Origin of the sequence: Pseudoalteromonas luteoviolacea H33-S (assembly GCF_001625695.1) — a bacterium.
GTDB lineage: Bacteria > Pseudomonadota > Gammaproteobacteria > Enterobacterales > Alteromonadaceae > Pseudoalteromonas > Pseudoalteromonas luteoviolacea_B.
Map to the genome: position 1 here is coordinate 44800 of NZ_AUXY01000024.1, position 26064 is coordinate 70863.

Annotated in this window: 19 protein-coding genes and 4 tRNA genes; 17 read left to right on the plus strand and 6 right to left on the minus strand. The window is 42.3% G+C overall.

Annotated features, from left to right (window positions below; all coding sequences use genetic code 11):
• Positions 1–474: 474 nt before the first annotated feature.
• Positions 475–1515 (minus strand): dihydroorotase, encoded by a 1041-nt coding sequence (gene pyrC / locus N477_RS01545; protein ID WP_063362277.1) that lies wholly within the window; start codon positions 1513–1515, stop codon positions 475–477.
• Positions 1516–1818: 303 nt separating this feature from the next.
• Here pyrC and N477_RS01550 point away from each other — a divergent pair, with 303 nt between their 5' ends.
• The 4 genes from N477_RS01550 (at position 1819) to N477_RS01565 (ending at position 7070) form a co-directional block, all read left to right on the plus strand.
• On the plus strand, positions 1819–4179 hold the full coding sequence (locus N477_RS01550) for an EAL domain-containing protein (protein WP_063362262.1): 2361 nt from the start codon (positions 1819–1821) through the stop codon (positions 4177–4179).
• Between the two features lie 660 nt (positions 4180–4839).
• Positions 4840–5727, plus strand: a complete 888-nt coding sequence (locus tag N477_RS01555) for a LysR substrate-binding domain-containing protein (protein ID WP_063362276.1) — start codon at positions 4840–4842, stop codon at positions 5725–5727.
• 48 nt (positions 5728–5775) lie between these two features.
• Positions 5776–6540 carry a YdcF family protein gene (locus tag N477_RS01560; protein WP_063362261.1) on the plus strand — a complete coding sequence of 255 codons (765 nt, stop codon included), beginning with the start codon at positions 5776–5778 and terminating at the stop codon, positions 6538–6540.
• A 161-nt stretch (positions 6541–6701) separates the two neighbouring features.
• Positions 6702–7070: a hypothetical protein gene (locus N477_RS01565; protein ID WP_063362260.1), complete on the plus strand. Its 369-nt coding sequence runs from the start codon at positions 6702–6704 to the stop codon at positions 7068–7070.
• Between the two features lie 70 nt (positions 7071–7140).
• Here the strand turns inward: N477_RS01565 and N477_RS01570 are convergent, their stop codons facing one another.
• Positions 7141–7605: a GNAT family N-acetyltransferase gene (locus N477_RS01570; protein WP_063362259.1), complete on the minus strand. Its 465-nt coding sequence runs from the start codon at positions 7603–7605 to the stop codon at positions 7141–7143.
• Between the two features lie 75 nt (positions 7606–7680).
• Positions 7681–8334: a glutathione S-transferase family protein gene (locus tag N477_RS01575; protein WP_063362258.1), complete on the minus strand. Its 654-nt coding sequence runs from the start codon at positions 8332–8334 to the stop codon at positions 7681–7683.
• Between the two features lie 108 nt (positions 8335–8442).
• Between N477_RS01575 and N477_RS01580 the strand changes: the two genes are divergently transcribed.
• Both N477_RS01580 and N477_RS01585 read left to right on the plus strand, forming a co-directional pair.
• On the plus strand, positions 8443–9291 hold the full coding sequence (locus N477_RS01580; protein ID WP_063362257.1) for a LysR family transcriptional regulator: 849 nt from the start codon (positions 8443–8445) through the stop codon (positions 9289–9291).
• Positions 9292–9406: 115 nt separating this feature from the next.
• On the plus strand, positions 9407–10003 hold the full coding sequence (locus N477_RS01585) for a porin family protein (RefSeq protein ID WP_063362256.1): 597 nt from the start codon (positions 9407–9409) through the stop codon (positions 10001–10003).
• On the opposite strand, the gene N477_RS01590 is transcribed toward N477_RS01585, so the two are convergent.
• From N477_RS01590 to N477_RS01600, 3 genes are all read right to left on the minus strand, one after another.
• On the minus strand, positions 10000–12111 hold the full coding sequence (locus N477_RS01590; RefSeq protein WP_155731764.1) for a tetratricopeptide repeat protein: 2112 nt from the start codon (positions 12109–12111) through the stop codon (positions 10000–10002). The two genes, N477_RS01585 and N477_RS01590, sit on opposite strands and share 4 nt — an antisense overlap.
• 282 nt (positions 12112–12393) lie before the next feature.
• On the minus strand, positions 12394–14409 hold the full coding sequence (gene uvrB / locus N477_RS01595) for an excinuclease ABC subunit UvrB (protein WP_063362254.1): 2016 nt from the start codon (positions 14407–14409) through the stop codon (positions 12394–12396).
• On the minus strand, positions 14409–15785 hold the full coding sequence (locus N477_RS01600; RefSeq protein ID WP_063362253.1) for an MATE family efflux transporter: 1377 nt from the start codon (positions 15783–15785) through the stop codon (positions 14409–14411). Before N477_RS01600 ends, uvrB begins: the two co-directional genes overlap by 1 nt.
• Before the next feature lie 1075 nt (positions 15786–16860).
• On the opposite strand from N477_RS01600, the gene N477_RS01605 reads away from it, so the two are divergent.
• From N477_RS01605 to N477_RS01655, 11 genes are all read left to right on the plus strand, one after another.
• Positions 16861–16937, plus strand: a tRNA-Asn gene (locus N477_RS01605).
• Positions 16938–16958: 21 nt separating this feature from the next.
• A tRNA-Asn gene (locus N477_RS01610) sits at positions 16959–17035 on the plus strand.
• 19 nt (positions 17036–17054) lie between these two features.
• Positions 17055–17131, plus strand: a tRNA-Asn gene (locus N477_RS01615).
• A gap of 24 nt (positions 17132–17155) precedes the next feature.
• Positions 17156–17232, plus strand: a tRNA-Asn gene (locus N477_RS01620).
• A 224-nt stretch (positions 17233–17456) separates the two neighbouring features.
• Positions 17457–19400 carry an EAL domain-containing protein gene (locus N477_RS01625; RefSeq protein WP_063362252.1) on the plus strand — a complete coding sequence of 648 codons (1944 nt, stop codon included), beginning with the start codon at positions 17457–17459 and terminating at the stop codon, positions 19398–19400.
• Between the two features lie 177 nt (positions 19401–19577).
• The gene (rsxA, locus tag N477_RS01630; RefSeq protein ID WP_039608430.1) at positions 19578–20159 is read left to right on the plus strand and encodes an electron transport complex subunit RsxA; all 582 of its coding nucleotides are present in this window, start codon (positions 19578–19580) and stop codon (positions 20157–20159) included.
• A 1-nt stretch (position 20160) separates the two neighbouring features.
• Entirely contained in the window at positions 20161–20715 is a 555-nt protein-coding gene (gene rsxB / locus N477_RS01635; protein WP_039608429.1) for an electron transport complex subunit RsxB, read from the plus strand.
• A 9-nt stretch (positions 20716–20724) separates the two neighbouring features.
• Complete coding sequence (gene rsxC, locus N477_RS01640) at positions 20725–23592, plus strand: electron transport complex subunit RsxC (protein WP_063362251.1); 2868 nt, start codon at positions 20725–20727, stop codon at positions 23590–23592.
• Positions 23589–24641: an electron transport complex subunit RsxD gene (rsxD, locus tag N477_RS01645; RefSeq protein ID WP_063362250.1), complete on the plus strand. Its 1053-nt coding sequence runs from the start codon at positions 23589–23591 to the stop codon at positions 24639–24641. The genes rsxC and rsxD overlap by 4 nt, the downstream gene beginning before the upstream one ends.
• The gene (gene rsxG / locus N477_RS01650) at positions 24638–25276 is read left to right on the plus strand and encodes an electron transport complex subunit RsxG (protein WP_063362249.1); all 639 of its coding nucleotides are present in this window, start codon (positions 24638–24640) and stop codon (positions 25274–25276) included. Before rsxD ends, rsxG begins: the two co-directional genes overlap by 4 nt.
• Positions 25273–25971, plus strand: a complete 699-nt coding sequence (locus N477_RS01655) for an electron transport complex subunit E (RefSeq protein ID WP_063362248.1) — start codon at positions 25273–25275, stop codon at positions 25969–25971. The genes rsxG and N477_RS01655 overlap by 4 nt, the downstream gene beginning before the upstream one ends.
• The last annotated feature ends 93 nt before the right edge of the window (positions 25972–26064 follow it).

Genomic DNA, 26064 nt, shown 5'->3' on the forward strand with positions numbered 1-26064 from the left:
AAAAAGAATTAATTTAAACCAACCAAGGTAAAAACAGATGTTTCCCTAATAAAAATTTCAACTCTCTTAACCAGGTAAGTCTTAAGCTTCGTAAGTTATCAGACCACTTTTTAATACTTTTTCAAGTCAAAAATATCAAATACGCAGTCATTTGATATAAAAAATGAACTGATGTGATTGGACATAGTCTCATTTTAGGTGCTATCTCTCCCTAAGCAACCGACTTATAAACACAGCACCAAATGTTCAAATACGAGTAACAGATCGCAACCTTATATCCGCCTTTTATCGACCGAAATGAATACCACGTTGAGAAGTATTCGAAAGCAATAAATCCACCCATGTATTTTATTTACACACTTAAATCACTTCACTCTGCGCTTTCGAACTCTAATATGAAGAGCGACTTAACATTCACAATAAAAAAGGCTGCAATTGCAGCCTCTAAAAGTCTATTAAGTGATTAACTATTCGTTATTCTACGACTTGCCAATCTATCGTTCCACCGGCTTTAATTGGCACAACATTAGTATCACCCAGAGGATATGACTCTGGCACCTGCCAAGGGCTTTTCTCCAAAGTAATGGTATCTTGGTTGCGTTCTAACCCATAAAAGTCAGGCCCAAATAAACTGGCAAAACCTTCTAACTTATCCAAAGCACCTGCTTCTTCAAATGCTTCAGCATATAATTCAATCGCAGCATGCGCAGTATATGCACCAGCACACCCACACGCAGCTTCTTTTTTATCTTTAGCATGAGGTGCAGAATCTGTGCCTAAGAAAAACTTTTTGCTACCACTTGTTGCAGCATCAATTAATGCCTGCTGATGAATATTTCTCTTCAAAATTGGTAGACAGTAATAATGTGGTCTTATTCCACCAGCAAGCATGTGATTACGATTATATAAAAGGTGATGTGCAGTAATCGTCGCCGCTACATTGTCTGGTGCAGATTGCACAAACTCAACAGCATCTTTAGTCGTAATATGTTCAAGTACAATTTTTAAACTCGGAAACGCATCAACAATTTTTGCCAATTTGGTTTCAATAAATACTTTTTCCCTATCAAAAATATCAATGGCTGAGTCTGTAACTTCCCCATGGATCAAAAGCAACATGCCCACTTCTTGCATTGCTTCAAGTGCAGGAAAAACATTTTCAATATCCGTTACACCTGAATCAGAGTTAGTTGTTGCGCCCGCAGGGTAAAGTTTTGCAGCAAAAATGTGGCCGCTTGCCTTTGCTTTTCGAATCTCATCAGGCGTTGTTTTGTCAGTCAAATACAAAACCATTAAAGGCTCAAAACCTGCTTTAGGACCTGCAGCCATAATACGATCTCTGTATGCGAGCGCAGCGTCTGTACAAGTCGCAGGAGGTACAAGATTAGGCATGATAATCGCACGCCTCATATATCGGCTGATATCGCGAACGGTATCTTTAAGTACTTCACCGTCTCTTAAATGTACGTGCCAATCGTCTGGGCGAGTAATGGTAAGGGTCTGATTACTTGTCATTGCTAATTTCCACTGCTGAATTTGCCCGATCATAGGCGCTGTCATGCCTTTAGTAAAGCAATTCACGCATTTTGTTCGTGCAGAAATAAACCTCGTTCTCTATTAACACTTACCAGCAACAACCGCCTGAATAGCAACACACCATTTAGATGTATGTATTTTTAATGCAAACGTAAAAGTCCCCAAATAATAGACAAATTGTGCTTTTTTTTTTACAGTGCCACATCTACTTTTTTACAACATAATTTGAGATTACATTGTTATGTAGATAACTTACGACTTATGTCCAAACGAGTATTGCCTATGCTGTCAGAAAAAAAACTAGAATCAAAAACAGAACAGTTGAGCATTATCAATCAGTTTTCATCCTCTTTATTACAAATTACGCATTTAGAAGAACTCTTTGAATATGTCACGTCACAGGTAGTTAAACGCCTAGGCTTTGTCGACTGTGTGATTTATCTCGCAGATACAGACAATACCTACTTAGAGGCCGTAGCCAGTATGGGTATTGCCCAGCACAGTGAACGCTATGAAGTGGCACAAAAGACCATGCCTATTGAAGCTGGCATTACGGGACACGTCGCCCGAACTAAAAAGCCTTTCATATCTGGTGATCTCTCTATTGAGCCCTTGTATATTGCGGACTCACGCCCAGCTTTATCTGAGTTATGTGTCCCTTTAGTTTACAAAGAGCACTTAATAGGTGTAATAGACTGTGAACATCCTGAGCAAGACTATTTTACTTCCAGCCATTTACAAATTTTATCTACCGTAGCCCATTTATTAAGCGCCAAAATACATCAAGTGCGAACTGTTGATCATTTAACTGCAACTGTGTCTCAACTTAATGAAGCACAGCTCATTGAAAAATGTATTTTAAAAATTGCCAATATTACTTACCACTCTCAAGAGCTAGATACATTTTATGATGAGTTATACAAAATCATAAACACAGTTCTTCCTGCAAGCAATTGTTTTATAGGAATTTATGATACAAAACAAGATATGCTTGAGATTGAATACTTAATTGAAGATGGTAATAAATGCCTAGCCCAACAAAAAGTGTCAAAATCTCAGCTTAAACACACGGCTTCTTATTACGTGATAAGAACACAATCAGCATTGCTTTGCGACCACCAACAGTTTCAAGATCACATTCAACAGGGCCATTTTGAAATGATAGGCCGCTCCCCTGAGGCTTGGCTTGGGGTGCCCTTTGTGGTTAACGATCAATATCAAGGTGTGATCGTTTTGCAAAGCTATAAACAGCAAGAGACTTTTAACCGCCACCATTACACTATTTTGACTTATATAAGTCGGCAGATCAGCATGGCGATTGATCGCCGCCTAGCGAAACAAGCCCTGGAGCACAGAGCATTACATGATGAACTAACAGGGCTTGCCAACCGTTACCTGTTAATAGAGAGGATGAAACATGCCATCTTGTCACTTGGACGACAATCTCAATCCAATATTCACTGCCTTATATATCTAGACTTAGATAGATTTAAAAGTATCAATGACTCACTAGGTCATGATGTTGGCGACCGCTTTTTGATTGCCATTGTTAACGCTTTGCAAACATGCATTCGTAAGACAGATACCTTTGCGAGATTAGGAGGAGATGAATTTGCCATCTTCATGGAAAATATCCAGGATGAAGATCAGGTAACTAAAGCTTTACGGCGTCTGACACAAGCGATAGCCAACCCATTTGTCATAGATACTCATGTTTTGCAGGCATCTAGCAGTATAGGCGTCGCGTTTACCGAACATGACTCAGACAATGCCATTACATTGCTACAGCAAGCTGATGCAGCCATGTATGAAGCAAAATCTGCCGGTCGCAGCCAGATCCGCTACTTTAACAATGCCATGCGCAGTAAATTAAAACATCAAGCTGATATAGAAAATGATTTACAGCACGGGATCTCCAACAATGAATTTGAGCTTTTTTTCCAGCCTATTTTTACACTTAATCAACCTCGTGTCGTAAGCTTTGAATCTCTTGTACGATGGCACCACCCAAAAAATGGATTAGTGGCACCGGATAAATTTATCCCGATCGCTGAAAGTACAGGCCAAATTATAGAGCTAGATCGACATATTTTGACCCTTGCAGCGAAGCAGCTAGCATCATGGAGAGAACAAGGCATGCCGGAGGTAAAAGTTACCGTCAATGTCTCCTCTCGACATTTTGCTAGCTTAGAATTTATTACGCTGATCGAACAGTTGTATGCTCAGTTTGATTTAAAAAAAGGCAGCCTGTGTTTAGAGATCACTGAATCCGGATTAATTGAAAACCTTAGTCTGGCGACAAAAATAATTAATGGGATCACTCCATTGGGAGTCCAGCTTTATTTAGATGACTTTGGCACTGGATATTCTGCATTGGGTTATCTGCACCAGTTACCGATCCATGTACTTAAAATAGATAAAAGCTTCGTGGAGCAGCTTTGTACAAAAGATAGCCCGCTTATTGATGCTATTTTATCACTGGCTAAGTCACTGCAATTGCAAGTCGTTGCTGAGGGTATCGAAACACCAAAGCAATGGGCAAGACTAAAGCGAAAAGGCTGTCAGTTAGGGCAAGGTTATTTAGTATCAAAACCCATGCCGGGTTATAAAGCAATGGCTTTTCTGCAAGCTCAACAAGCCTAGTCTATTGATTAATATAGATAAGAAAAAAGACAGAACAAGCAGCTTTAGCAGCTTGTTCTCATAGGCCATAATTATTTCAACTCTGATCTTATTTCTTTTTTCGCTTAAACTGTATTTTGAAGCGCAACACGTGTTTTCAGCCAAAAGCGCATCTTTACTCCACTATCTGAGTTAACCAAAAATCGCTCGACAGACAAAACCTCAACGCATTGCTTAGATTGCAAGGCCCAGTTTCGTCGTCGCATTTTGCATTCTTGCGCCAATAAAGCCTACAGAGATATCTCGCCAGTCCAGTCGCTTTCGCGAGCAAAATTCAACTCCGATTTCTTACCCATGTAAAAAATACCTAAATTATGAATAGTCACCATAAAAAATCATCCCAAAAGGATATCTAGACATCTAAAAGTGCAGGACTAAAGTCGAATTTTCTCAACTGATAGATTCTCAAATGCAACATGAGCAAAATTAATTTGTATTTTTTTTAAAAAAAGTTAAATAAATAATGACAACGCTGTCAAAAATAGTGTTATAGTGATTTAGTGAAATTTTGAACAATCGCTGATGGAATTGTAGACGTCTAGACGTTGAATACCCGGATAGTACAGCGTAATATGGATGTAATCTGAGTTTTACTCACGTTTAGAATGAGATTTATTAATGATGATAGACATTAAGCACTTAAAAACCATTGCTACCCTGAAAGATACTGGATCACTGGTGAACACTGCACGTGAGTTATTTTTAACTCAGTCTGCTTTGTCTCATCAAATTAAAGACCTAGAAAATAAGTTAGATTGCCAGTTATTTGAAAGAAAAACCCAACCAGTCAGGTTTACACCACAAGGCATGCTGTTACTTGAACTTGCCAGTGAAGTGTTACCCAAAGTAGAAGCGACAAAATGCAGATTGAAAGAGAGTTTGAATCAACCTATCTCTCAATTAAAGCTCAGTGTTGAATGCCACGCTTGCTTTCACTGGTTATTACCAACAATTAAAGAGTTTAATAACTTTTGGCCAGACATTCGCGTCGATTACGAGCAAGGGTTTAGCTATGACGCGATACCCGAACTACTCAGTGACGAGTTAGATATTGTCCTAACGTCAGATATTAGAGAACCTGATCAACTTGAATATGCTCATGTTTTTGATTTTAAACTCAAACTCATTGTGGCACCGGATCATGAACTAGCAAAGAAAGCGTATGTCACCGCACTAGATCTTAAAGATGAAACAATAATTTCTTATCCGATCCCTAAGGAACGTCAGGATATCTTCAAGCACTTCATTCAAAATGCACGTTTTGATGGCACGCTTAAATCAGTCGATCAAGGCTTATTAATTTTTCAACTCGTTAGTGCTGGTATGGGTGTGGCAGCGCTACCTGATTGGCTCGTAACCCCTTATGAAAGTCAGGGACTAATTAAATCAATCCCATTAGGTGCGCTAGGTTTAAGTCGTCCTATGTATCTTGCAATGAAAAAGAGTATGAAAGATAACCCTGTTTATCGACACTTTTTAAATACGTGCAAGCAATCTATTAGCCGATAACTGGTAGACAGGTTAAACTAGCTCTAACTGGGATAGTTAGAGCTAATTATGTTTGAACTAAAAAAAATCATCGGTAGCCTGCTCATGCCGCTACCTGCCTCACTGATATTTATCTTCTTCTTACTGTTAATCATATCTAAAACGAATAAAAAGAGCTTTGTACTGTGTTTAAGCTCGGTCGTCACATTGTGGTTGATAAGTACACCCTATGTTGCTGATTTCATAATAACGCCAAAAGAACAGTCAATCTCTTTATTTTCTCCACAACAACATAAAAACGTGGATGCCATTGTTGTACTGGGTAGCGGGCTTAACCCAAATTCTAAGCTCGCTGCAAATCAACAGCTCTCTAGTACCGCATTAGCGCGATTAGTCGAAGGCGTGAGGCTTGCACATCAATACCCGCAGGCAAAATTGGTTGTTTCAGGTGCCGGGTTTAACAATACCACCAGCAGTGAATTAATGACACAAACAGCGCAAGCATTAGGTATCAGTTTGCATCGTATTCGCCAAAATCCCAATGCCTATGATACGGCTGATGAAGCAAAACTATTGGCACCAATGCTTGTTGACAGTACTGTTGTCCTAGTCACTTCAGCCAGCCACATGCCAAGAGCACAAGATCTATTCTCAGCACAAGGTATAGATACACATTCCTCACCGGTCGAAATATATGGGTTCGGAACAACACCTTTTTATCGTCAGTTTATTGCATCAAGTTATGTATTACAGGCAATAACAACCTATACTCATGAATGGATAGGACAACAGTGGATCACTTTAAGGCGTATGCTAGACAGTGAAGCGCTGTAGCTTAATATGTAATAAAAAAGCAAAAATTGCATAAAGTTAGACCTAATGAAACTTGAATCAGCGCTTAAAAACGCAAAAAATTGAAAAATTGCTCAAAAATAGGTATAAATGGCGTTTATTCTTAACCTGCGTATCCACGTACAACACGACTGGAATCTACGATGAGTAAACTTGATAAGACTGAAGTTCTAAGCGCGTTTGAAGCTGCTTATGAAGCTGTGAATGGCAAAAAGCCAGAAATCACGATCAAACCAGGCTGGTACAGCATTGATGGTGGCAAAAATATGCGCCTAGCTGATGTCGCTGCACTAACCGAAGAGCTAACTTCAGGCACAGCTGGTGCAAGTGAAGAAAAGCCAGTTAAAAAACCTGCTGCGAAAAAAGCTGCCCCTGCGCCAGCTGCAAAGACAAAAGCTGCGGCCTTTACAGTTGTTACTGCAAATGAAGAAGGCTACAAAGCAGAAGAAGCTTGGATTGTAGAGCTTGCTGAGAAAGACCACGATTGTCGTCTTCCTCGCGGTGTTGTTTAAACACTGAAAAACTATGGTGCCACATGATTATGCTGGCACCGTATTTTAACACCCCGACAACTTACACTAGCTAGCATTTAAAGCGCTGTCTGGTAACCTCTCCCCAGTATTCATCTTCATACTTGTCTTCAATTAAATCCAAACCCGGTAACATGGTGATTGCACTACGCCAGAACTCGGTGGCATAGTCCGCTCCTGTAATTTGTTTAATTGTCCAATTACCCGGTAAACGCTGCCACAATGTATGAGCAAACTGAGTGCCTAACTTCGCTTTTCTAAATACAGGCACAATGTAAAACTCAGCAACTTCATAACATTCAGCAAACTCACTATAAATTGCAGCAAACCCCGCAGGGATACCTGACTCATAGCATATAAAAGCAGATACATTACTATCTGCTATATCAGTATCTAATTCAAACATCCCGTCAGCTAAGGGCTTTTTCTCTGTGAGTTTAGAGAACTCGGCCTCATAAGCCTGTGCTAAATTTAAATAAATTGCTCGATTACATTCTTCAATGGCAACAATTTCCACTTCTCACTCCCCATCGCTTAAATTTGCCTTAGTCTAACGTCAAATTAGGTTAAGATTATGGAGTCTTAGAATCGGCTACCTATCCACTCCAGTTTCATTACATCGAACAACATCTTTCTCTAACAGCGCTTGGTCTCGCCAGCGTGAGAGTACAGGGCAAGTAAGTACCTGTTCCACATAATTTTGTGCACAAGTGCCTAATTCAACGCCATAAGTGTCGAATCGCAAACATACAGGCGCAAACATCGCATCCACCATCGACCAATTACCAAAGAGCCAGTCACCCTTTTGTCGATAACGTTGCATTTGCTCGGTAAAAATTATCTCTACTCGCTGAATGTCTTTAAGTACTTGCGAGTTAACTTCAACATGACGCTTGGCTCTAATATTCATCGGCATGGCATTTTTCAATGCCCCAAAGCTGCTGTGCATCTCAGCACATAAAGCACGTGCCCGCGCTCTCTCAGACGTACTTTTTGGTAGCGCTCTGCCAAATAGATAAGATTCATTGATATATTCTAAAATAGCAAGAGACTCCCAGACAGTCACATCGCCATCAACTAACACAGGGACTTTTTGTGTAGGGCTCACGCCTTCTAACACCTGATAAAATGACTCAGTGGCTAAGTTCAGTCTTATTTCTTCATAATCTAAGCCAAACTTTTCCAGTAATAACCAAGCTCTCAACGACCATGTAGAATAGTTTTTATTGCCAATATATAACTGCATCATACCTCCCTAATCTCAATTTATGTGTGCAATTACATTCATCCTAAGTTGTAATTCACACTAAAACTAACGGATAATTTAAATACAACACATCAAAATAATTGATAGATGGATATAGACGCATTAAAAAGTTTTCTCGCCTTTGTAGAAACAGGTAGTTTTAGCAGAACAGCCATACAAATGCATAAAACCCAATCGGCAATCAGCATGCAAATGAAAAGGCTCCAGAAAGATGTAGGGCAAACGTTATTTATCAAAGAAGGACGTAATTTACATTTAACAGCTGAAGGCGTCGCGCTCGCTGGATACGCAAAAAAAATAATCCAGTTACAGCAAAGTGCCCTGACTAATTTGCGTTCCGCGACACCAAATAAACTACTGCACCTAGGTTGTCCTGATGATTATGCTGAATCAGTCTTGCCTGTTTTGGTTCAATTGTTACATCAGCATATCGAGCATTTAGAATTACACGTAACCTGTGCATCAAGCCCAAATCTGCAATCACAATTAGATAAGGGGCTTATCGATATTGCCATCATTACTCGTAGTGCGGATTCTGAACAAGGTTTTTTGCTTTGTCAGGACAAAGGGGTTTGGATCGGTGCAGAGCACACTCAATTATTAGAACAGTCCAGCTTGCCCCTTGCTGTATTCCAAAAAGAATGCCGATTTCATCAAGCTGCCACAGAGGGCTTAATGAAACAAAATAGGGATTTTCATATCATCGCATGCTCGGGCAGTGCCAGCACATTGCGTGGGTTAGTCAAACACGACCTCGCAATCAGTGCTATGGCAAACCTGAGCCGTAACGATCTACCAGTGTTAAATGATCCAAGACTCCCTTTATTGCCAAATATAGAGATTGCATTAGTCAAACATACTGGCACGAATGCCGTGATCTCTGAGGTTCAACTTAAACAAGTATGCCAACAATTTCAGCACCAATTTGAGTGCTAAATGTTATCTCACGCACATTCTCACCAAGCCTTACACTTTTTGACAACGGCGGCACAGACTCTCACAAGGCTTGCCTCTAAACTGAGTCACAAGTTAACCAAATGGAATATGCGTAATGAAAACTTTATCTCTACTCTCACTAGTCCTTGCTGTCACCGCGTCATTTTCGTCAATGGCAAACATCACTGATGAACAACACAGAATTGGTGCACAGCTCTCAGGTGGTTCAGCATCTTATAAAAGCTCAAGCCAAGACGGTGACGGCGTCGGTCAGCTATATGTTTACTACAACTATCAATTTGATCCAACATGGGCATTAGAAGTCGGTCTAAATGGCGGCAGTGACTCCGATGATTGGGAGTGTACCGATACTCAAAATAGAAAGTTCACCTGTACCCAACTGAATAAAACTTTATTTGGACTCGGTGCCAATGACATTGATTATGGCAACCTTATTGTTGCCGCAAAAGGCCAATACCAGCTGACAGAGCAAAACTCTTTATATGGTAAATTAGGTGCGAATTTCTACGATTATGAAATAAATCGTGGCAAAGCAACACTGGTAGAAGAAGATGGTGTTGGCTTTGTTGCTGAGCTAGGCTGGCAATATGATTGGCAAAATGGCATGGCAATGAATGTGAGCTATCAATACCTCGATATGGGAGACCTCGATGTCTCAAGTTTAGGTTTAGGTATCAGCTACCGCTTTTAAGCTTGAGGCTGGTGAGGTATATGAAGTGTGATTGCGACGCCGCCTAAAGCACTATGCGCAGCACTAATTGAACCGCCATGTGCTTGGACGATCTGCTGACAGATCGCCAAGCCCAAACCAGACCCACCATGATCTCGGCTGCGAGACCCCTCGCAGCGATATAAACGTTCAAAGATTTTTTCTAAATCTTCACTAGCAACACCTGGAAATGAATCCTCAGTAGAAATGGTGAGCCCTTTTTTATTCATTGTTAACATCACACGAGTTTGACCATCTGCACTGGTATAAAAGTGACTATTTCGCAGTAAGTTAAATATCACTTGCCGAATTCGAGCAGCATCCAGTTCAAAAAGCGTGCTGTCCACGTCTTCTGAAAAAGCTAACGATTGTTGCTTAGTGGCATACATGGGCTGAAATTCTTCGACGATTTCTTGTAATAAAACACTGACATCAACAGGCTGCTTATCTAACACCATGGCATCATTGTCAAATTGCGCAGATTGATAAATATCTTTTATTAAATTATCTAAGTGACTAATCTTCTTCTGTATTTTGACAAAACCTTTGACCGGATCTGGCTCAATATTATGCTGCATCGCCTCTACTGTCAGCTTAAGTGCCGCTAAAGGCGTACGCAATTCATGAGATACATCTGCTAATAAGCGATTCTTCTGGGTCAAAGATTGCGCCATCATATCTGCTTCTAGTTCAACAAACTGCTGCTTCTGCTTTTGTCGCTTGTAGATATAAATGCCTATCGCCATAAAACACAATAATAAAGAAGCCCCCATCCCACGTTGCAGTTTTAAATTCTCCAGCGTAGCTTGTGCAAGTGCTTGCTCATTCTGAATAAGTTTAAGCGCTTGCTCTTGACGAATAAACTCCACATTTTGCTGCATGGTTAATGCCTGTTGTTTATCCAAGTCATGATACAACTGGGTTCGAGATTCAATAAAAGATTCAAGGCTTTGCACCGCATATTTATACTGACCCAAAGCTTGTAAAGCTTGCGCCTGATAGCGATATAAAGTTGCGCGATAAGATGTTCCAATATCAGGTAAGTCTAGTACCCACTCAATCTCTGACAAAGCCGATTCATATTGAGATTGTGCCAACCAAATCTCAATCATCACGATTCTAACAGTATGCTCTGTGCGCTTTGCCTTTGCTTCTATCGCCAAGGTTAATGCTTCTTTGGCTGTGACCAAAGCTTGCGTTAATGCCTCTTGAGCAACATAAATATTAGCCAATATACTCAACTGCCATGCCAGATCACTGTTCGCCCAGCTTGCGCGCGCAAGCTCAATGCCTTCTTGGCTATGTGACAATGCTTCTGGGATTTCTCCTAACTGCAAATGTACTTGACTCATTTTTCCATGGCTATTGGCAATATGGATTGGATCACCGAGCGCCTTATCGACTTCTAACGCTTGCTTGAAGTGCTGTAAAGCCTGCGGGTACTTTTCTAAATCTCGATAGATTTCACCTATGTTATAAAGCGAATTAGAAATCCCTTGTTGATTTTGTAACTGCCTTTGAATATTGAGAGATCTTTCATGAAAGCGCAGCGCCAACTGTAAGCTTCCCATATAATCATAAATCACACCGAGCTGGTTATAATATGTTGCTAAACGCGCTTTATCTTCTATTGGCGCGACTAAAGAAATGGCATCTTTAATCACTTGCTCAGCTTCACTGTATTTAGCTTGATAACGCAAGGCCCAAGCTAAGGAATGTAAAATATCACTGCGCAGTGCTACATGCTCTTTTGGCACCAGATCACGAGCTTGCTCCAATAGCAGTAAACCCACACCAATGTCATTTTGCTTTAAAGCTAACTGCGCTTGTAATAACTTTATTTGCGCTGGTGCATCCTGAAATACCCCCATTACAGGCAAATACGACTCTAATTGATATAAATGCTGCTTGGCTTGATCAAACTGACCGAGTCTTGTTTTCGCTTTTGCCTCTATCACCTTAAGTTCAAACCAAAATCGAGAGCTGGGCTGTGGGTGCAAAAATAACTGATTTAGCTCTTCAACTTTTACTAAGGTCTGCTTTGGGTTTTGTCCTAGAGATAAAGAAAGTTGTGATAAGGATGTTTGCACCAGCTTTTCATTCGCATGACAAAGCGGTATCCACAATAAAATAATCAGCAGTAAATTAACTTTGCGAGCAAACAACACGGTACAGAGCGACTCTCTCAAATGACATTTCAAAGAATAAAATCGCTAAACACTCATCGATACATGATTGATACTGTGCTTAGCTCATCTTTTACACTAGATAATTTAACTGTTTTTCGCCAACTTAGCATCTAATGTTTATTAGTAAAAGGGGAAAAAGCAACAAGATAACCTCACGCTGCTTTATAAACTGCCCTAAAGCGGCTAAGTATTTAATAATTGCTGCTGTAACAATTGAATTTGATCTCGCACCTTTGCCGCCTTCTCAAACTCTAGTTCACGAGCATGTGTCATCATCTGATTCTCAAGCTGGGAAATTTGCTCAGTCAATTGCGCCGTTGACTTGCCAGCAACAGAGACAGTTGCAACTTTGCTAGCTTGGCTTGTATCCGTTGTAGCATCTGAGCCTGCAACTTCTTCACCTAAATCCATGACATCGGTGATTTTTTTGTTTAGCGCTTGCGGGGTAATACCATGCTTCTCATTATAAGCTTGCTGCTTTTCACGTCGGCGCTCTGTTTCATCAATGGCAGCGCGCATCGAACGCGTCACTTTATCCCCATACAATATGGCTTTACCATTTAAGTGACGTGCCGCACGGCCAATAGTCTGGATCAATGAACGCGTCGAACGCAGAAAGCCTTCTTTATCCGCATCTAATATCGCTACCAGTGAAACCTCCGGCATATCGAGGCCTTCTCTTAATAAGTTGATCCCAACCAGCACGTCAAAGACCCCTTTTCTCAGATCTCGAATGATCTCCACCCGCTCGACCGTATCAATATCTGAGTGTAAATAACGTACTTTCACATCGTGATCATTTAAATAATCGGTGAGATCTTCCGCCATGCGTTTAGTCAATGTTGTAACCAGTACACGCTCTTTAAGAGCAACTCTTTGATAGATTTCTGAGAGCAAGTCATCTACCTGTGTGGTTACAGGGCGCACTTCCAAAATAGGGTCCAATAAGCCAGTCGGTCGGATCACCTGCTCTGCAACTTCTCCACTTGAACGTTCGAGTTCATAGTCACCAGGTGTTGCTGAAACATAAATAGTTTGCGGCGCGATAGACTCAAACTCTTCAAACTTTAATGGACGGTTATCCATTGCTGAAGGCAATCTAAAGCCATACTCAACTAAATTTTCCTTTCGGCTTCTATCACCTTTATACATAGCGCCTATTTGAGAGACGGTCACGTGTGATTCATCGATGATCATCAAGGCGTCATCAGGCAAATAATCTAGCAATGTTGGAGGCGGCTCGCCCGGTGCACGGCCTGACAGGTATCGGCTATAATTCTCAATGCCTGAGCAAAAACCAAGTTCTTGCATCATTTCAATGTCATATTGGGTGCGCTGCGCAACACGCTGCTCTTCCACTAATTTGTTTGTGTCCATCAAATATGCGCGGCGCTCTTTAAGCTCCACTTTGATCTTCTCAATGGCATCTAGGATTTTTTCTCGAGGGGTAACATAGTGCGTCTTCGGGTAGATAGTCGCTCTCACCAAATGCTTGTCAATAGCACCAGTTAAGGGATCAAACAAACTTATCCGCTCAATTTCATCATCGAACATCTCCACGCGAACAGCTTGAGTCTCAGATTCAGCAGGGAATATATCAATAACTTCACCACGGACCCGATAAGTACCGCGTGAAAAATCCATATCATTGCGGGTGTACTGTAGCTCGGCAAGACGTCTGAGCATGGCTCTTTGCTCCATTGTCTCACCGACCTTTAATAACAGCATCATCTTCATGTATGAGTCAGGATCGCCCAAACCATATATCGCTGAGACAGATGCAACGATGATCGTGTCTCTTCTTTCTAATAGCGCTTTGGTAGCAGATAGACGCATTTGTTCGATATGGTCATTAATTGACGCATCTTTTTCAATAAATGTATCACTGGCGACGACATACGCTTCAGGCTGATAGTAGTCGTAGTAAGAAACAAAATACTCAACAGCATTATGGGGAAAGAACTCTTTCATCTCGCCATATAATTGCGCTGCAAGCGTCTTGTTGTGGGCCATAATAATAGTCGGGCGATTCAGCTGATGAATGATATTGGCCATCGTAAACGTTTTACCTGTGCCCGTCGCGCCAAGCAAAGTTTGATGGGCAAGACCCGCTTCCAACCCATCACAAAGCTGAGCAATGGCTGTTGGCTGGTCACCATTTGGAGAAAATTCAGATACTAAATCAAAAGACTCATTCATTAAGAGTGCACCTCAATACCTTCTTGTTGCATACCATTAAGTGTTTTACTAAACCAAATATACGCTGAAATAGCGGTAAATAGATTACCTATCGCCGCCCCTACAAATAACCCGGTAAGGCCTGCAATGTGAGATCCTATATAAGCACAGGGTATATAAAAAACAAATAAACGCACGATACTTAAGATCAATGCATTCATTGGTTTATGCAGCGCATTAAACGAAGAGTTGGTTAAAATGATAATGCCCTGTAAGCCATAACTCAGCGGTAGTATATAAATGAACAGCTTAATGATCCCAATAACTTCAGGCTCATTACCAAATGCTTGACTTACCCAATGTGCTGTTAGGATGAGTAATAAATAAATACCAAACTGCCACATAAGCACAAACTTTAGCGTTTTGGTATAGGCTTCTTTAACCCGCGAGAAATTGCCTGCACCATAATTTTGGCTGACAAAAGGCGGTAACGTCATTGAGAGCGCTAAAATAACCAAACATGCAATTGACTCAATTCGACTTCCAACTCCGAATGCAGCCACAGCCTGCGCACCATACGTTGCGACAATCGCAGTCATCACAGCCATGGCAATTGGGGTAAGCATATTCGCACCTGCGGCAGGCAAGCCTATTTTCATAATTTTAGACACCGCTTCCCAACTACTCTGCTTAGCGCTTGAGCAGCTTAAAAGGCGCTTCTTTATTGCCAATAAATATATAATAACCACAACACCGACTGCCCAAGCAATCACTGAAGCGATGGCGGCCCCTTGCACACCTAACTCTGGCACCGGCCCCCAGCCAAAAATCAGGATAGGATCTAAAACAGCATTAATTAAGCCACCTAAGCCCATTATCATACTCGGCGTTTTTGTATCTCCAGAGGCACGCAATACCGAGTTGCCTATCATGGGCGTAATTAAAAATACTGCCCCCAAGAACCACACATTCATATAGTCATGAATATAAGGAAGCGTTGTATCATCGGCTCCTAATAACATAAAAATGGGATCCATGAATACATAGCCCAATGCGGCAAGTAGCGCGACTAATACTGCGGCCAGTATCAAGGAAATAAAAGCATCGAACTTGGCTTCTTCTATTTCTTTACTACCTAACGCTTTTGCGATCACCGCTGATGTACCTATGCCCAAGCCAATCGCTAAACTAATGATGGTAAAGGTGACAGGAAAAGTGAAACTGACCGCAGCGAGCGGCTCAGTCCCCAATAAACTGATAAAGAATGTATCAACTAAATTGAAGCTCATTAACATTATCATGCCAAATATCATTGGCACAGTCATACGCTTTAAAGTCGCTGGAATTGATCCATTCAAAATATCACTATTAGAACTAGATTGACGTACTGCGGACATAAAATATGATACCTCTTATAACAGCCCATCATTCTAAATCATCATTCTAGATGATGCCACGCTATTATTGTCAGTAATACGATAGAAGTACGTTATGACTTTATATTATAAAAGTAGCTTTTTTTACCTTATTCTTTGTTAATTTCCGCTCTGCACAAAAAATGTCAATTTTATTTCAAACATTATGATTCTTCGGCTCACTTTTTGCACATATGCCAAACAATGTTGAAATAAATCTGTCAAAATACTCACATCTGCATACAAAACTCACTAAAACACCTATGTTATTAATATATATACACTTTAAAAAAGATAAAAAAACTATTGCTTCGCGCTAATGCCACGGTTTGCTTAGCTTTCATAGAGTTCTTAAAGATTAATAAACAATGTTATCCACAGATTCCGTGGATAAGTTTGTAGAGCCTTTAAAAATAAAGGCCTAGACGGGGATCTTCTCGCGCTATTTATTTTCTCTATATGATCATTCCAATTGCACTAGATGATCTGGCACTTGAAATGTGTCTTTTATCTGCTTTCTAGCCTAATTTAATAAATATGCAACTTTTAAAAAACCACCAAAAAAAAAGGTAAGCAATTGTTTATTAATGACTAAAATGACATTTACAACTAACCTATGCAGTTTTACCTTAATATTTGAGTAAAATATTTACCAAATCGACTGTAAAAGAACTGCAAACTAACCTAGTGTTAAGATCCGCTAAAAGATCTCGACAGCCACAAATTGCGATCTCAGAAAAAGTGCAAAAAACAGACCTTTCGAACATTTTTGAGACATAAGCGATAAAAAACACTGAATACCTATCATTATAGCGAACACAATCACACCACCAGTAAACGAAAAGCGACGTATTTATGTGATAAAGATCCTTTTCAAGAGCCGAACCTAAGCGTGTGTAACTTGTATATTACGGTTTTTTATCGATGCAGATGATTAAAAAAAAGCTTAATTGTTGATTAATCCAGCGAAAAGACAGTTTTTTTGCATAACTGTGATTTTTATTGTTGACACTTCGCCGTGTCGTCATTAATATTTCGCCCCGTTGAGAGACATGCTTCCCCCTTAGCTCAGTTGGTTAGAGCGACGGACTGTTAATCCGCAGGTCCCCCGTTCGAGTCGGGGAGGGGGAGCCAAGTTTCTAAACATATAACGATTCCCCCTTAGCTCAGTTGGTTAGAGCGACGGACTGTTAATCCGCAGGTCCCCCGTTCGAGTCGGGGAGGGGGAGCCAAATCGTTATAAAGTGTAGTTCCCCCTTAGCTCAGTTGGTTAGAGCGACGGACTGTTAATCCGCAGGTCCCCCGTTCGAGTCGGGGAGGGGGAGCCAACTACTCTTACACATATTTATTGCTCCCCCTTAGCTCAGTTGGTTAGAGCGACGGACTGTTAATCCGCAGGTCCCCCGTTCGAGTCGGGGAGGGGGAGCCAATTCTCAGAATATGTTAGACTTTTTCCCTTCTATGCTCTACTCTACAAGCACCTTCACTGGTGAATTTTTGCTATATAATTAGGACTACTTACCATAATGGAAAATGAATCAAGCAATTTTCTGTGTTTGTAATTCCTAGTATTCCATATTTGTGATTGGCAGCATTATATTCATGTACTAATGCTAAAAGGTATTTCTTCCATTTTCAGGCAGAAGATAAATAATGGCAGGCTTTAAAAAACTCATTTTTTTACAATTCGTATCTTGGTTACTTTTTTCAGCGGCTGGCATCTTTTTTGTTGCTTCAAGCTTCGATAGCGCCGTGAGCCGTGCACAAGTAAGTGCACAACAAATGGTCAGTAACTACATTCAAGAAAAAACCGTCAATGATATGAACCCGGATCATATACGTTTGTCACTCAGCAACGGCAACGTATTTTCTACTTTTATAGTAAGAGATTTTTCTGGCCAAGCTGTACTGCAATTAGGCACTCCTGCTCAACTGCCCTTTTTAGCGGATATTATTGCGAGTAGTTTTAACTCTATCCGTCCGCAATTTGCAGTTAATAAAACCAAAGACATTAAAATAGAATTTGTGATTAATGCGCAAAGCCAAGCATCGCTATTGCAACAGTCTCTCCTGTTGATGCTCATCATCTCTGGTTTAGTTGCATTTATTCCAATATTTTATATGCAAACCATATATAAGAAGCTAAACCGCAATGTCAGTATGACGGTAGCTAACGCCGTTGATGTATACATTACGCAAAACCAAGTTACAGAAAGCATTGAAGAAGACTTTAATACAGGTAAAGTCACTGAATTAGGCGCTGAACTTGCCCCTTCATTTAACCGCTTAGCGCACTTTTTAAAGAGTAAGCAGGAAGACATCAAATCAGCCGCACACTCAATCAAACAAGAAGCATATAAAGATGTGGTAACCGGGCTTGGAAACCGTAATATGTTTGTAGAATATTACGAACATCAAATTGAACAAGCGAATAATAAAAGCTTTGGCACACTTGCCATGATCAGATGTAGTGAATTGCAAATGATCAACCAAACACGAGGCTACCAAAAGGGCGATGAATATATCCGTGCCGTATCTGATATCGTCAAGCATGTCAGCGGTACTTACACTGGAAGCCAAGTATTTAGGTTAAATAGCTCCGACTTTGCTGTCATTTTACCCAATGTTCCCTCAAAAGAGGCGGAACAATTTGGTGAAACGCTACAAGCCAGATTTACCCAATATCAGCAAAATCAAGAACTCTCATCCGTTGCTAATGCCGGTATTGTTTCTTACGAGTCAGGCAAGCCATTAGGTGAGTTATTATCCGTCGTTGATAATGCAATGAGTATGGCGCAAAGCAAACAAGCCAATGCTTGGCATTTACAGCGAGAAAGTGACATCGTCAATAATGTTGGTGCTGGGTTTGGTAACCAAAACTGGCGCCGTGTTATTCGAGAAGTTATCGACAGCCGCCGAGTGAACTTGATGATGCAAAACATCATGCCAATTGGTAAAAATGTCAAAGCATATGCTGAGATCCAATCTCGCTTTAAAACTGAAGATAACCAAATGTTGCCAACGGCTTCATTTTTGGCGATGGCTGAAAAGCTTGAGATGGCCATTGAAATTGACCAGCTAATTATTGACAGCTCTCTGGAGCTAATTAAAACCAGAAACTTCAATGAGAAGTTTTTTGGTATTAATGTCACGGCATCCAGCGCGCATAGCGATCAATTTGTCATTTGGCTTGAAAGGCGCTTATTAAAAGACGGCAACCTTGCTTCCAAGCTAATATTCGAAGTCAGTGAGTTCGGCTTGCAACAAAATATTAAAGCCAGTAAGCGATTTATTGATATGGTGCATCGTGTTGGCGCTCGTATTACCGTTGAGCGTTTTGGTGTGGGTTTAACCTCGTTTAAGTTTTTTAGAGATCTAAAACCCGACTTCATAAAAATGGATGCAAGTTACACTCGAGGCTTAGAAGAAGATAAAAACAACCAGTACTTCATGCGCTTGATGGTTGATTTAGCACACCGTATCGGTGTCAGCGTATTCGCTGAAGGTGTTGAAAGCCAAGAAGAAAAGCACATCGTCGAAACGCTTTGTTTGGATGGCGTACAAGGCTACTACATAGAAAAGCCAAAAGAAGTCTAAATCCCTGTAATTTGGAGGGGTTTTATATCCCTCCTATAATTGTCAACATTCCCTACCAATTTTTGATTTAAATGCAAATAAAGTCTGCTAAATGTTGTGATCTCAGCGTGGAAAATTGTTAGAATTTCCAGTCTTATGACACGTTGCGAAACGAAGATAGATAGTTAAGGGGCATGAATGACAGAGTATATGTTGTTGCTTATCGGCACAGTGCTGGTAAACAACTTTGTGTTGGTGCAATTCCTCGGACTTTGTCCGTTTATGGGAGTTTCAAGCAAGCTTGAAACTGCTATCGGAATGTCACTGGCCACCACCTTTGTTTTAACACTCGCTTCTGTCACCAGTTATTTGGTTAATCAGTATATATTACTGCCATTAGAGCTGACTTTCCTGCGCACTATGAGCTTTATCCTCGTTATTGCTGTTGTTGTGCAGTTTACCGAGATGGTGGTGAGAAAAACCAGCCCGACTTTATATCGTCTACTCGGTATTTTCTTGCCATTGATCACCACTAACTGTGCTGTACTCGGTGTCGCATTATTAAATATCACCAAAGAGCACACTTTCATCAGCTCAGCCGTATATGGTTTTGGTGCAGCAGTGGGCTTTTCTATGGTGTTAGTATTATTTGCTGCGCTTCGAGAGCGCTTAGCGGTAGCTGACGTCCCTACCCCATTTAAAGGCGCTTCTATTGCCATGATCACCGCAGGCCTAATGTCGCTTGCATTTATGGGTTTCTCTGGATTGGTGAAGTTGTAATATGACATTACTGTATGCTTTGATAGCGATCGGTGCCCTGGCACTCGTATTCGGTTTGATCTTAGGCTACGCAGCCATTAAATATCGTGTTGAAAGTAATCCTATTGTTGATCAGGTGGATGCTATTCTTCCACAAACGCAATGTGGTCAATGTGGCTACCCTGGTTGTCGCCCCTATGCAGAAGCCATTGCCAATGGCGATGAAGTAAATAAATGTCCTCCTGGCGGCGAAGCCACGGTTAAAAAGCTTGCAGATCTAATGGGGGTTGAAGCCAAGCCTCTTGCCGGTGGGGAAGAAGCTGAACCCATCAAAAAAGTAGCCTATATCCGAGAAGATGAATGTATTGGTTGCACTAAATGTATCCAGGCCTGCCCTGTCGATGCCATTGTTGGCGCGACACGTCAAATGCACACTGTCATTGCAGATGAATGCACTGGCTGTGACCTATGTGTAGAACCTTGCCCTGTTGACTGTATAGATATGATCCCAGTCGCTGAAACAAAACAATCTTGGAAGTGGCAAATTGATGCTATTCCAGTGAAACAATTAGATTGAGAGGTTTAAGTGGAAACATTACTTGAACAAATTGAAAGCGGCAAACTGTGGCAATTTCCTGGTGGCATTCACCCGCCAGAGCAAAAGTTTTTGTCAAATCAGGCTGCTATTGGCTCACTTCCCCTGCCAGAATATTTAGTCTTACCATTAAAACAGCATATTGGCGCAAATGGTCAGCTCCTTGTGAATAAAGGCGATCATGTTTTAAAAGGACAAGTATTAACGCAACCTGGTACAAACTGGTCGCTGCCAATTCATGCGCCGACTTCAGGCACTATTACTGATATCAAGCCAATGCCTTCAGCGCATCCATCTGCGATGCCAGAATTAAGCATCGTCTTAACACCAGATGGCGATGATACTTGGTGCGAATTAGAGACTCGTTCATCCCTTGATGGATTAGATAACAAAGCACTTATTGACATTATTCATCATGCCGGTATTGCAGGTATGGGCGGTGCAGGCTTCCCGACCTATGTCAAAGCCGATAGTGCAAAAACCATCGAATATTTAGTCGTCAATGGTGTTGAATGTGAACCTTATATCACAGCTGACGACATGCTCATGAGAGAGCGTGCCCAAGACATTATCCGCGGTATGGAAGTGATGATGTCTATTTTATCACCGCAATATGCGCTGGTTGGCATAGAAGACAACAAACCAGAAGCGCTTACTGCGATGCAACAAGCCGCCAAGCACAATAGCAAAATATTAGTTCGCTCAATTCCAACTAAATATCCTTCTGGCGGTGAAAAGCAACTGATCAAAGTGCTGACCTCAAAAGAAGTTCCCAGCGGCGGAATCCCAGCAGATGTTGGTGTCTTAGTGCAAAACGTAGGAACACTGTTTGCTGTCAGCGAAGCCGTTTATCAAGGCAAGCCCCTAATAGAACGAGTTGTCACAGTAACCGGTAACACAATACACAAACCACAAAACGTGTGGGCTTTACTCGGTACTGAAGTCAAGCACCTCGTTTATAGCCAAGGGTTTACTCCTGTTGAAGATCAGCGTGTGATCATGGGCGGTCCTATGATGGGCTTCACGCTGCCCACAGTGAGGATCCCAGTCGTCAAAACAACAAACTGCATTTTAGCGCCTGATAATCAAGAACTGGCTGTCGCTGGGCAAGAACAAGCTTGTATTCGTTGCAGTGCCTGCGCTGATGCCTGTCCACAAACCTTACTGCCGCAACAGCTGCAATGGTTTGCTAAAGGCCAAGAATACGACAAGCTCGAAGAGTATAATTTATTTGACTGTATTGAGTGCGGCGCCTGTTCTTATGTTTGCCCAAGTGAAATCCCGTTAGTGCAATATTATCGTGTTGCTAAAGCGGAGATCCGTGAACAAAAACTTGAAAAAGTAAAAGCTGAACGTGCTAAAGAGCGCTTCGAAGCACGTAAAGCTCGCCTTGAAAGAGAACAAGAAGAAAGACAAAACCGTCATAAGCGACCCGCTCGTAGTGCGCCAGCCAAAGATAAAGCTAAAGTGTCTGAGGCACTTGAACGAGTTAAGCAAAAGCGCCCTGAACAGTCTGCGGTACAGGCCGCCATTGAACGTGCTAAAGCGAAAAAGGCTGAAGGCGACACCTCGGCGCTTGAGCCTGATAACAGCGCAGTAGCGTTAGAGCGAGCAAAAAGAAAAGAGCAAGCTAGGAAGTACAAAGAAGAAAAAGCCGGCTCAGATAAAGGCAGTGCACCAAAAGATGCGGTTGCTGCGGCCATTGCACGTGCCAAGGCGAGAAAAGCAGCCCAAGCAGCTGACAGCGTAGAATCGCAAGAGCAAGATCCACGCAAAGCAGCCGTCGCCGCTGCCATTGCGCGCGCCAAAGCGAAAAAGTCAGGTGACGAGCCAAAACAAGGATCAGAAGATGATCCTCGTAAAGCTGCTGTCGCTGCTGCGATTGCCCGAGCTAAAGCAAAAAAGGCAGAACAAAATCCTGAGCCAAACAGCGCAAGTGCTGCAGATGACGTGAAAACGGATGACCCGAGAAAAGCAGCTGTGGCAGCAGCCATTGCTCGTGCCAAAGCGAAAAAAGCGGCTAAGGGTGATGAACCAGCATCAGACGCCGTCGTTGAAGATGATTCCGCAGATCCACGTAAAGCTGCTGTAGCTGCCGCCATAGCGCGTGCTAAAGCAAAAAATGCCGCCAAAGAAGCTGAGCAAGTGGAAGAGCCAGTCGTTGAAAACGAGCCTGAAGATCCGCGTAAAGCTGCTGTTGCTGCTGCAATAGCCCGTGCTAAAGCGAAAAAAGCCGCCAAAGAAGCTGAGCAAGTGGAAGAGCCAATCGTTGATGACGAGCCTGAAGATCCGCGTAAAGCTGCTGTTGCTGCTGCAATAGCCCGTGCTAAAGCGAAAAAAGCCGCCAAAGAAGCTGAGCAAGCGGAAGAGCCAGTCGTTGATGACGAGCCTGAAGATCCGCGCAAAGCTGCTGTTGCTGCTGCAATAGCCCGTGCTAAAGCGAAAAAAGCCGCCAAAGAAGCTGAGCAAGCGGAAGAGCCAGTCGTTGCTGACGAGCCTGAAGATCCGCGCAAAGCCGCTGTTGCTGCTGCAATAGCCCGTGCTAAAGCGAAGAAAGCTGCCAAAAAAGCTGAGCAAGACGAAGAGCCTGTCGTTGCTGACGAGCCTGAAGATCCGCGTAAAGCTGCTGTTGGGGCTGCAATCGCCCGTGCTAAAGCAAAAAAAGCAGCCAAAGAAGCTGAGCAAGAGGTAGAGCCAGTCGTTGATAACGAAGATGCAGAAGATGCGTCATCAAGTTCAGACACACAGACTGAAGCTCTCAGCCCAGAAGACAAGCGCAAAGCCGCCATACGTGCCGCCGTTGAGCGTGCCAAAGCTAAAAAGAAAGCCCAAGAACAAGAAGGAAATGATCTGTCATGAAATTAACCATGGCTTCATCGCCCCATAACCACAGCCTGAAATCGGTTAACAAACTCATGATTTGCGTGATGTTAGCCTGTATACCTGGGATCTTGGTGCAAAGCTATTTTTTTGGTATCGGCGTATTTATTCAACTGGCACTGGCACTCACGACGGTGAGTCTTGCAGAAGCTGCTATGCTGAAACTGCGAGGTCGTCCAATATGGCCAACACTCAGTGATGGAAGCGCTTGGCTCACAGGTGTTTTGATTGCCGTCAGTGTGCCCCCCTTGGCGCCTTGGTGGGTGGTCGTAATTGGTGCATGTTTTGCGATTGTGATTGTAAAACAGCTTTATGGTGGGCTTGGTTTTAACCTATTCAATCCTGCTATGGCAGCATACGTCTTGCTTCTCATTTCATTTCCTGTGCAAATGACTGCATGGTTACCAGTTCAATCTCTGCTGAATGCGCCTATCACCCTATTTGATCAAATCGCATTAATTTTTACAGAAGCAACTTATTCAGGCTTATCACTAGAGCAAGCAAGACAAGTCATTGATGGCGCGACTGGTGCTACGCCTTTGGATCACGTCAAAACAGCCATGGGACAAAGCCTGACGGTGCAAGAAGCTATGGATAATAGCGCATTTAATCGATTTGCTGGTGAGGGCTGGCAATGGGTGAATTTAGCTTATCTCCTTGGTGGACTTTATTTGCTTAAAGCAAAGGTCATAAACTGGCATATCCCAGTCGCCATGATCGCCTCTTTAGCTGTTTGCAGCTTATTTGGTTATCTTTTAGGTGGACAAGCTGGCGTTGCATTCCATTTACTGAGCGGTGCAACCATGATCGGGGCGTTTTTCATTGCAACGGATCCTGTCTCAGCATCGACCACAAATAAAGGCAGACTTATCTATGGTGCCCTTATTGGCCTGCTAGTCTATCTGATCAGACAATTTGGCGGATACCCAGATGCCGTGGCATTTTCGGTACTGCTACTGAATATGGCAGTACCTTTGATAGACCATTACACCCAGCCACGTACTTATGGACATGGAGCAAAGAAATGATCCTCGCATCAATGAAAAAAAATGGCGCGATCCTCACCGCCTTTGCCCTTGCCACAACAGGCAGTGTTGCGCTCGTTCAACAGCTCACAGCACCTCGTATCGAAGCGCAAGAAAAGAAACATCTAATGCGCACTTTGACGCAGGTACTGCCCGCTGACAAATACAATAATGAACTCTATTTAGATTGCATCGAAAGCGATGCACCAGAGCTTGGTCCTAATGGACCGCATCGAATCTATCGTGCTAAGCAAAATGGTCAGCCTGTCGCTTTATTAGTGCAGCATATTACCCCTGAAGGTTATAGCGGTAATATCGACATGTTAACTGCTGTATACGCCAATGCAGAAATTGCTGGCGTGCGTATTACTCAGCATAAAGAAACCCCTGGCTTGGGTGATAAAGTTGAAGTTAAAAAGTCAGACTGGGTACACTCTTTTGCAGGTATGACAGTACAATCAGCAGAAGACCAAGCCTTTAATGTTAAAAAAGAAGGCGGTGTGTTCGATCAATTTACTGGGGCAACCATCACACCTAGAGCGGTTGTCCACTCTGTGAATGCGGCTACTTGGTTTGCCCATCAAAACTTTGATAGCCTATTTGCACAAAGCAATGTTTGCCAAGAGGAGCAGTTATGAGCGAGTACAAAACACTAGCCCATGAGGGACTTTGGAAAAACAATGCCGCCTTGGTACAGCTGCTTGGCTTATGTCCCCTGCTTGCTGTCACCAGCACTGTTACCAATGCCTTAGGCCTTGGGATCGCAACCTTGCTTGTATTAGTTGGCTCTAACGTCACCGTGTCTATCGTCAGAAATTGGGTACCCAAAGATATTCGTATCCCAGTATTTGTGATGATCATTGCTGCGTTTGTCACCATCATTCAGCTACTAATGAATGCATACACGTTTGGACTCTATCAATCTCTGGGGATCTTCATTCCCTTGATTGTGACCAACTGCGCCATCATTGGCCGAGCAGAAGCTTATGCATCAAAAAACACCCCAATATTGTCAGCGTGGGATGGTGTGATGATGGGTCTGGGTTTTGCTGCCGTGTTGGTCATCTTAGGCGCAATGCGTGAACTTATCGGGCAAGGCACCTTATTTGATGGTGCAGAGCTATTACTTGGAGACTGGGCCACGGCATTGCGAATTGAAGTACTGAGCTTTGATAGCCAATTCCTAGTGGCTATTTTACCTCCTGGCGCTTTCTTGGGGTTGGGCCTTATCATTGCTGCTAAAAACTACTTTGATGAGCGCCAAAAAGCACAAGCTCAACCAGCAGCACCAGCTGAAAAAGCAGAAAGAGCAAGGGTTACTAGCCTAACTTAATACAATTAAACGCAGCCTAAGCCGTCACTTAGACTGCGTAAACCCTAAGTGTGATTGCAGGGGCAAATAAGATGCAATCACACTTAGCCCCTC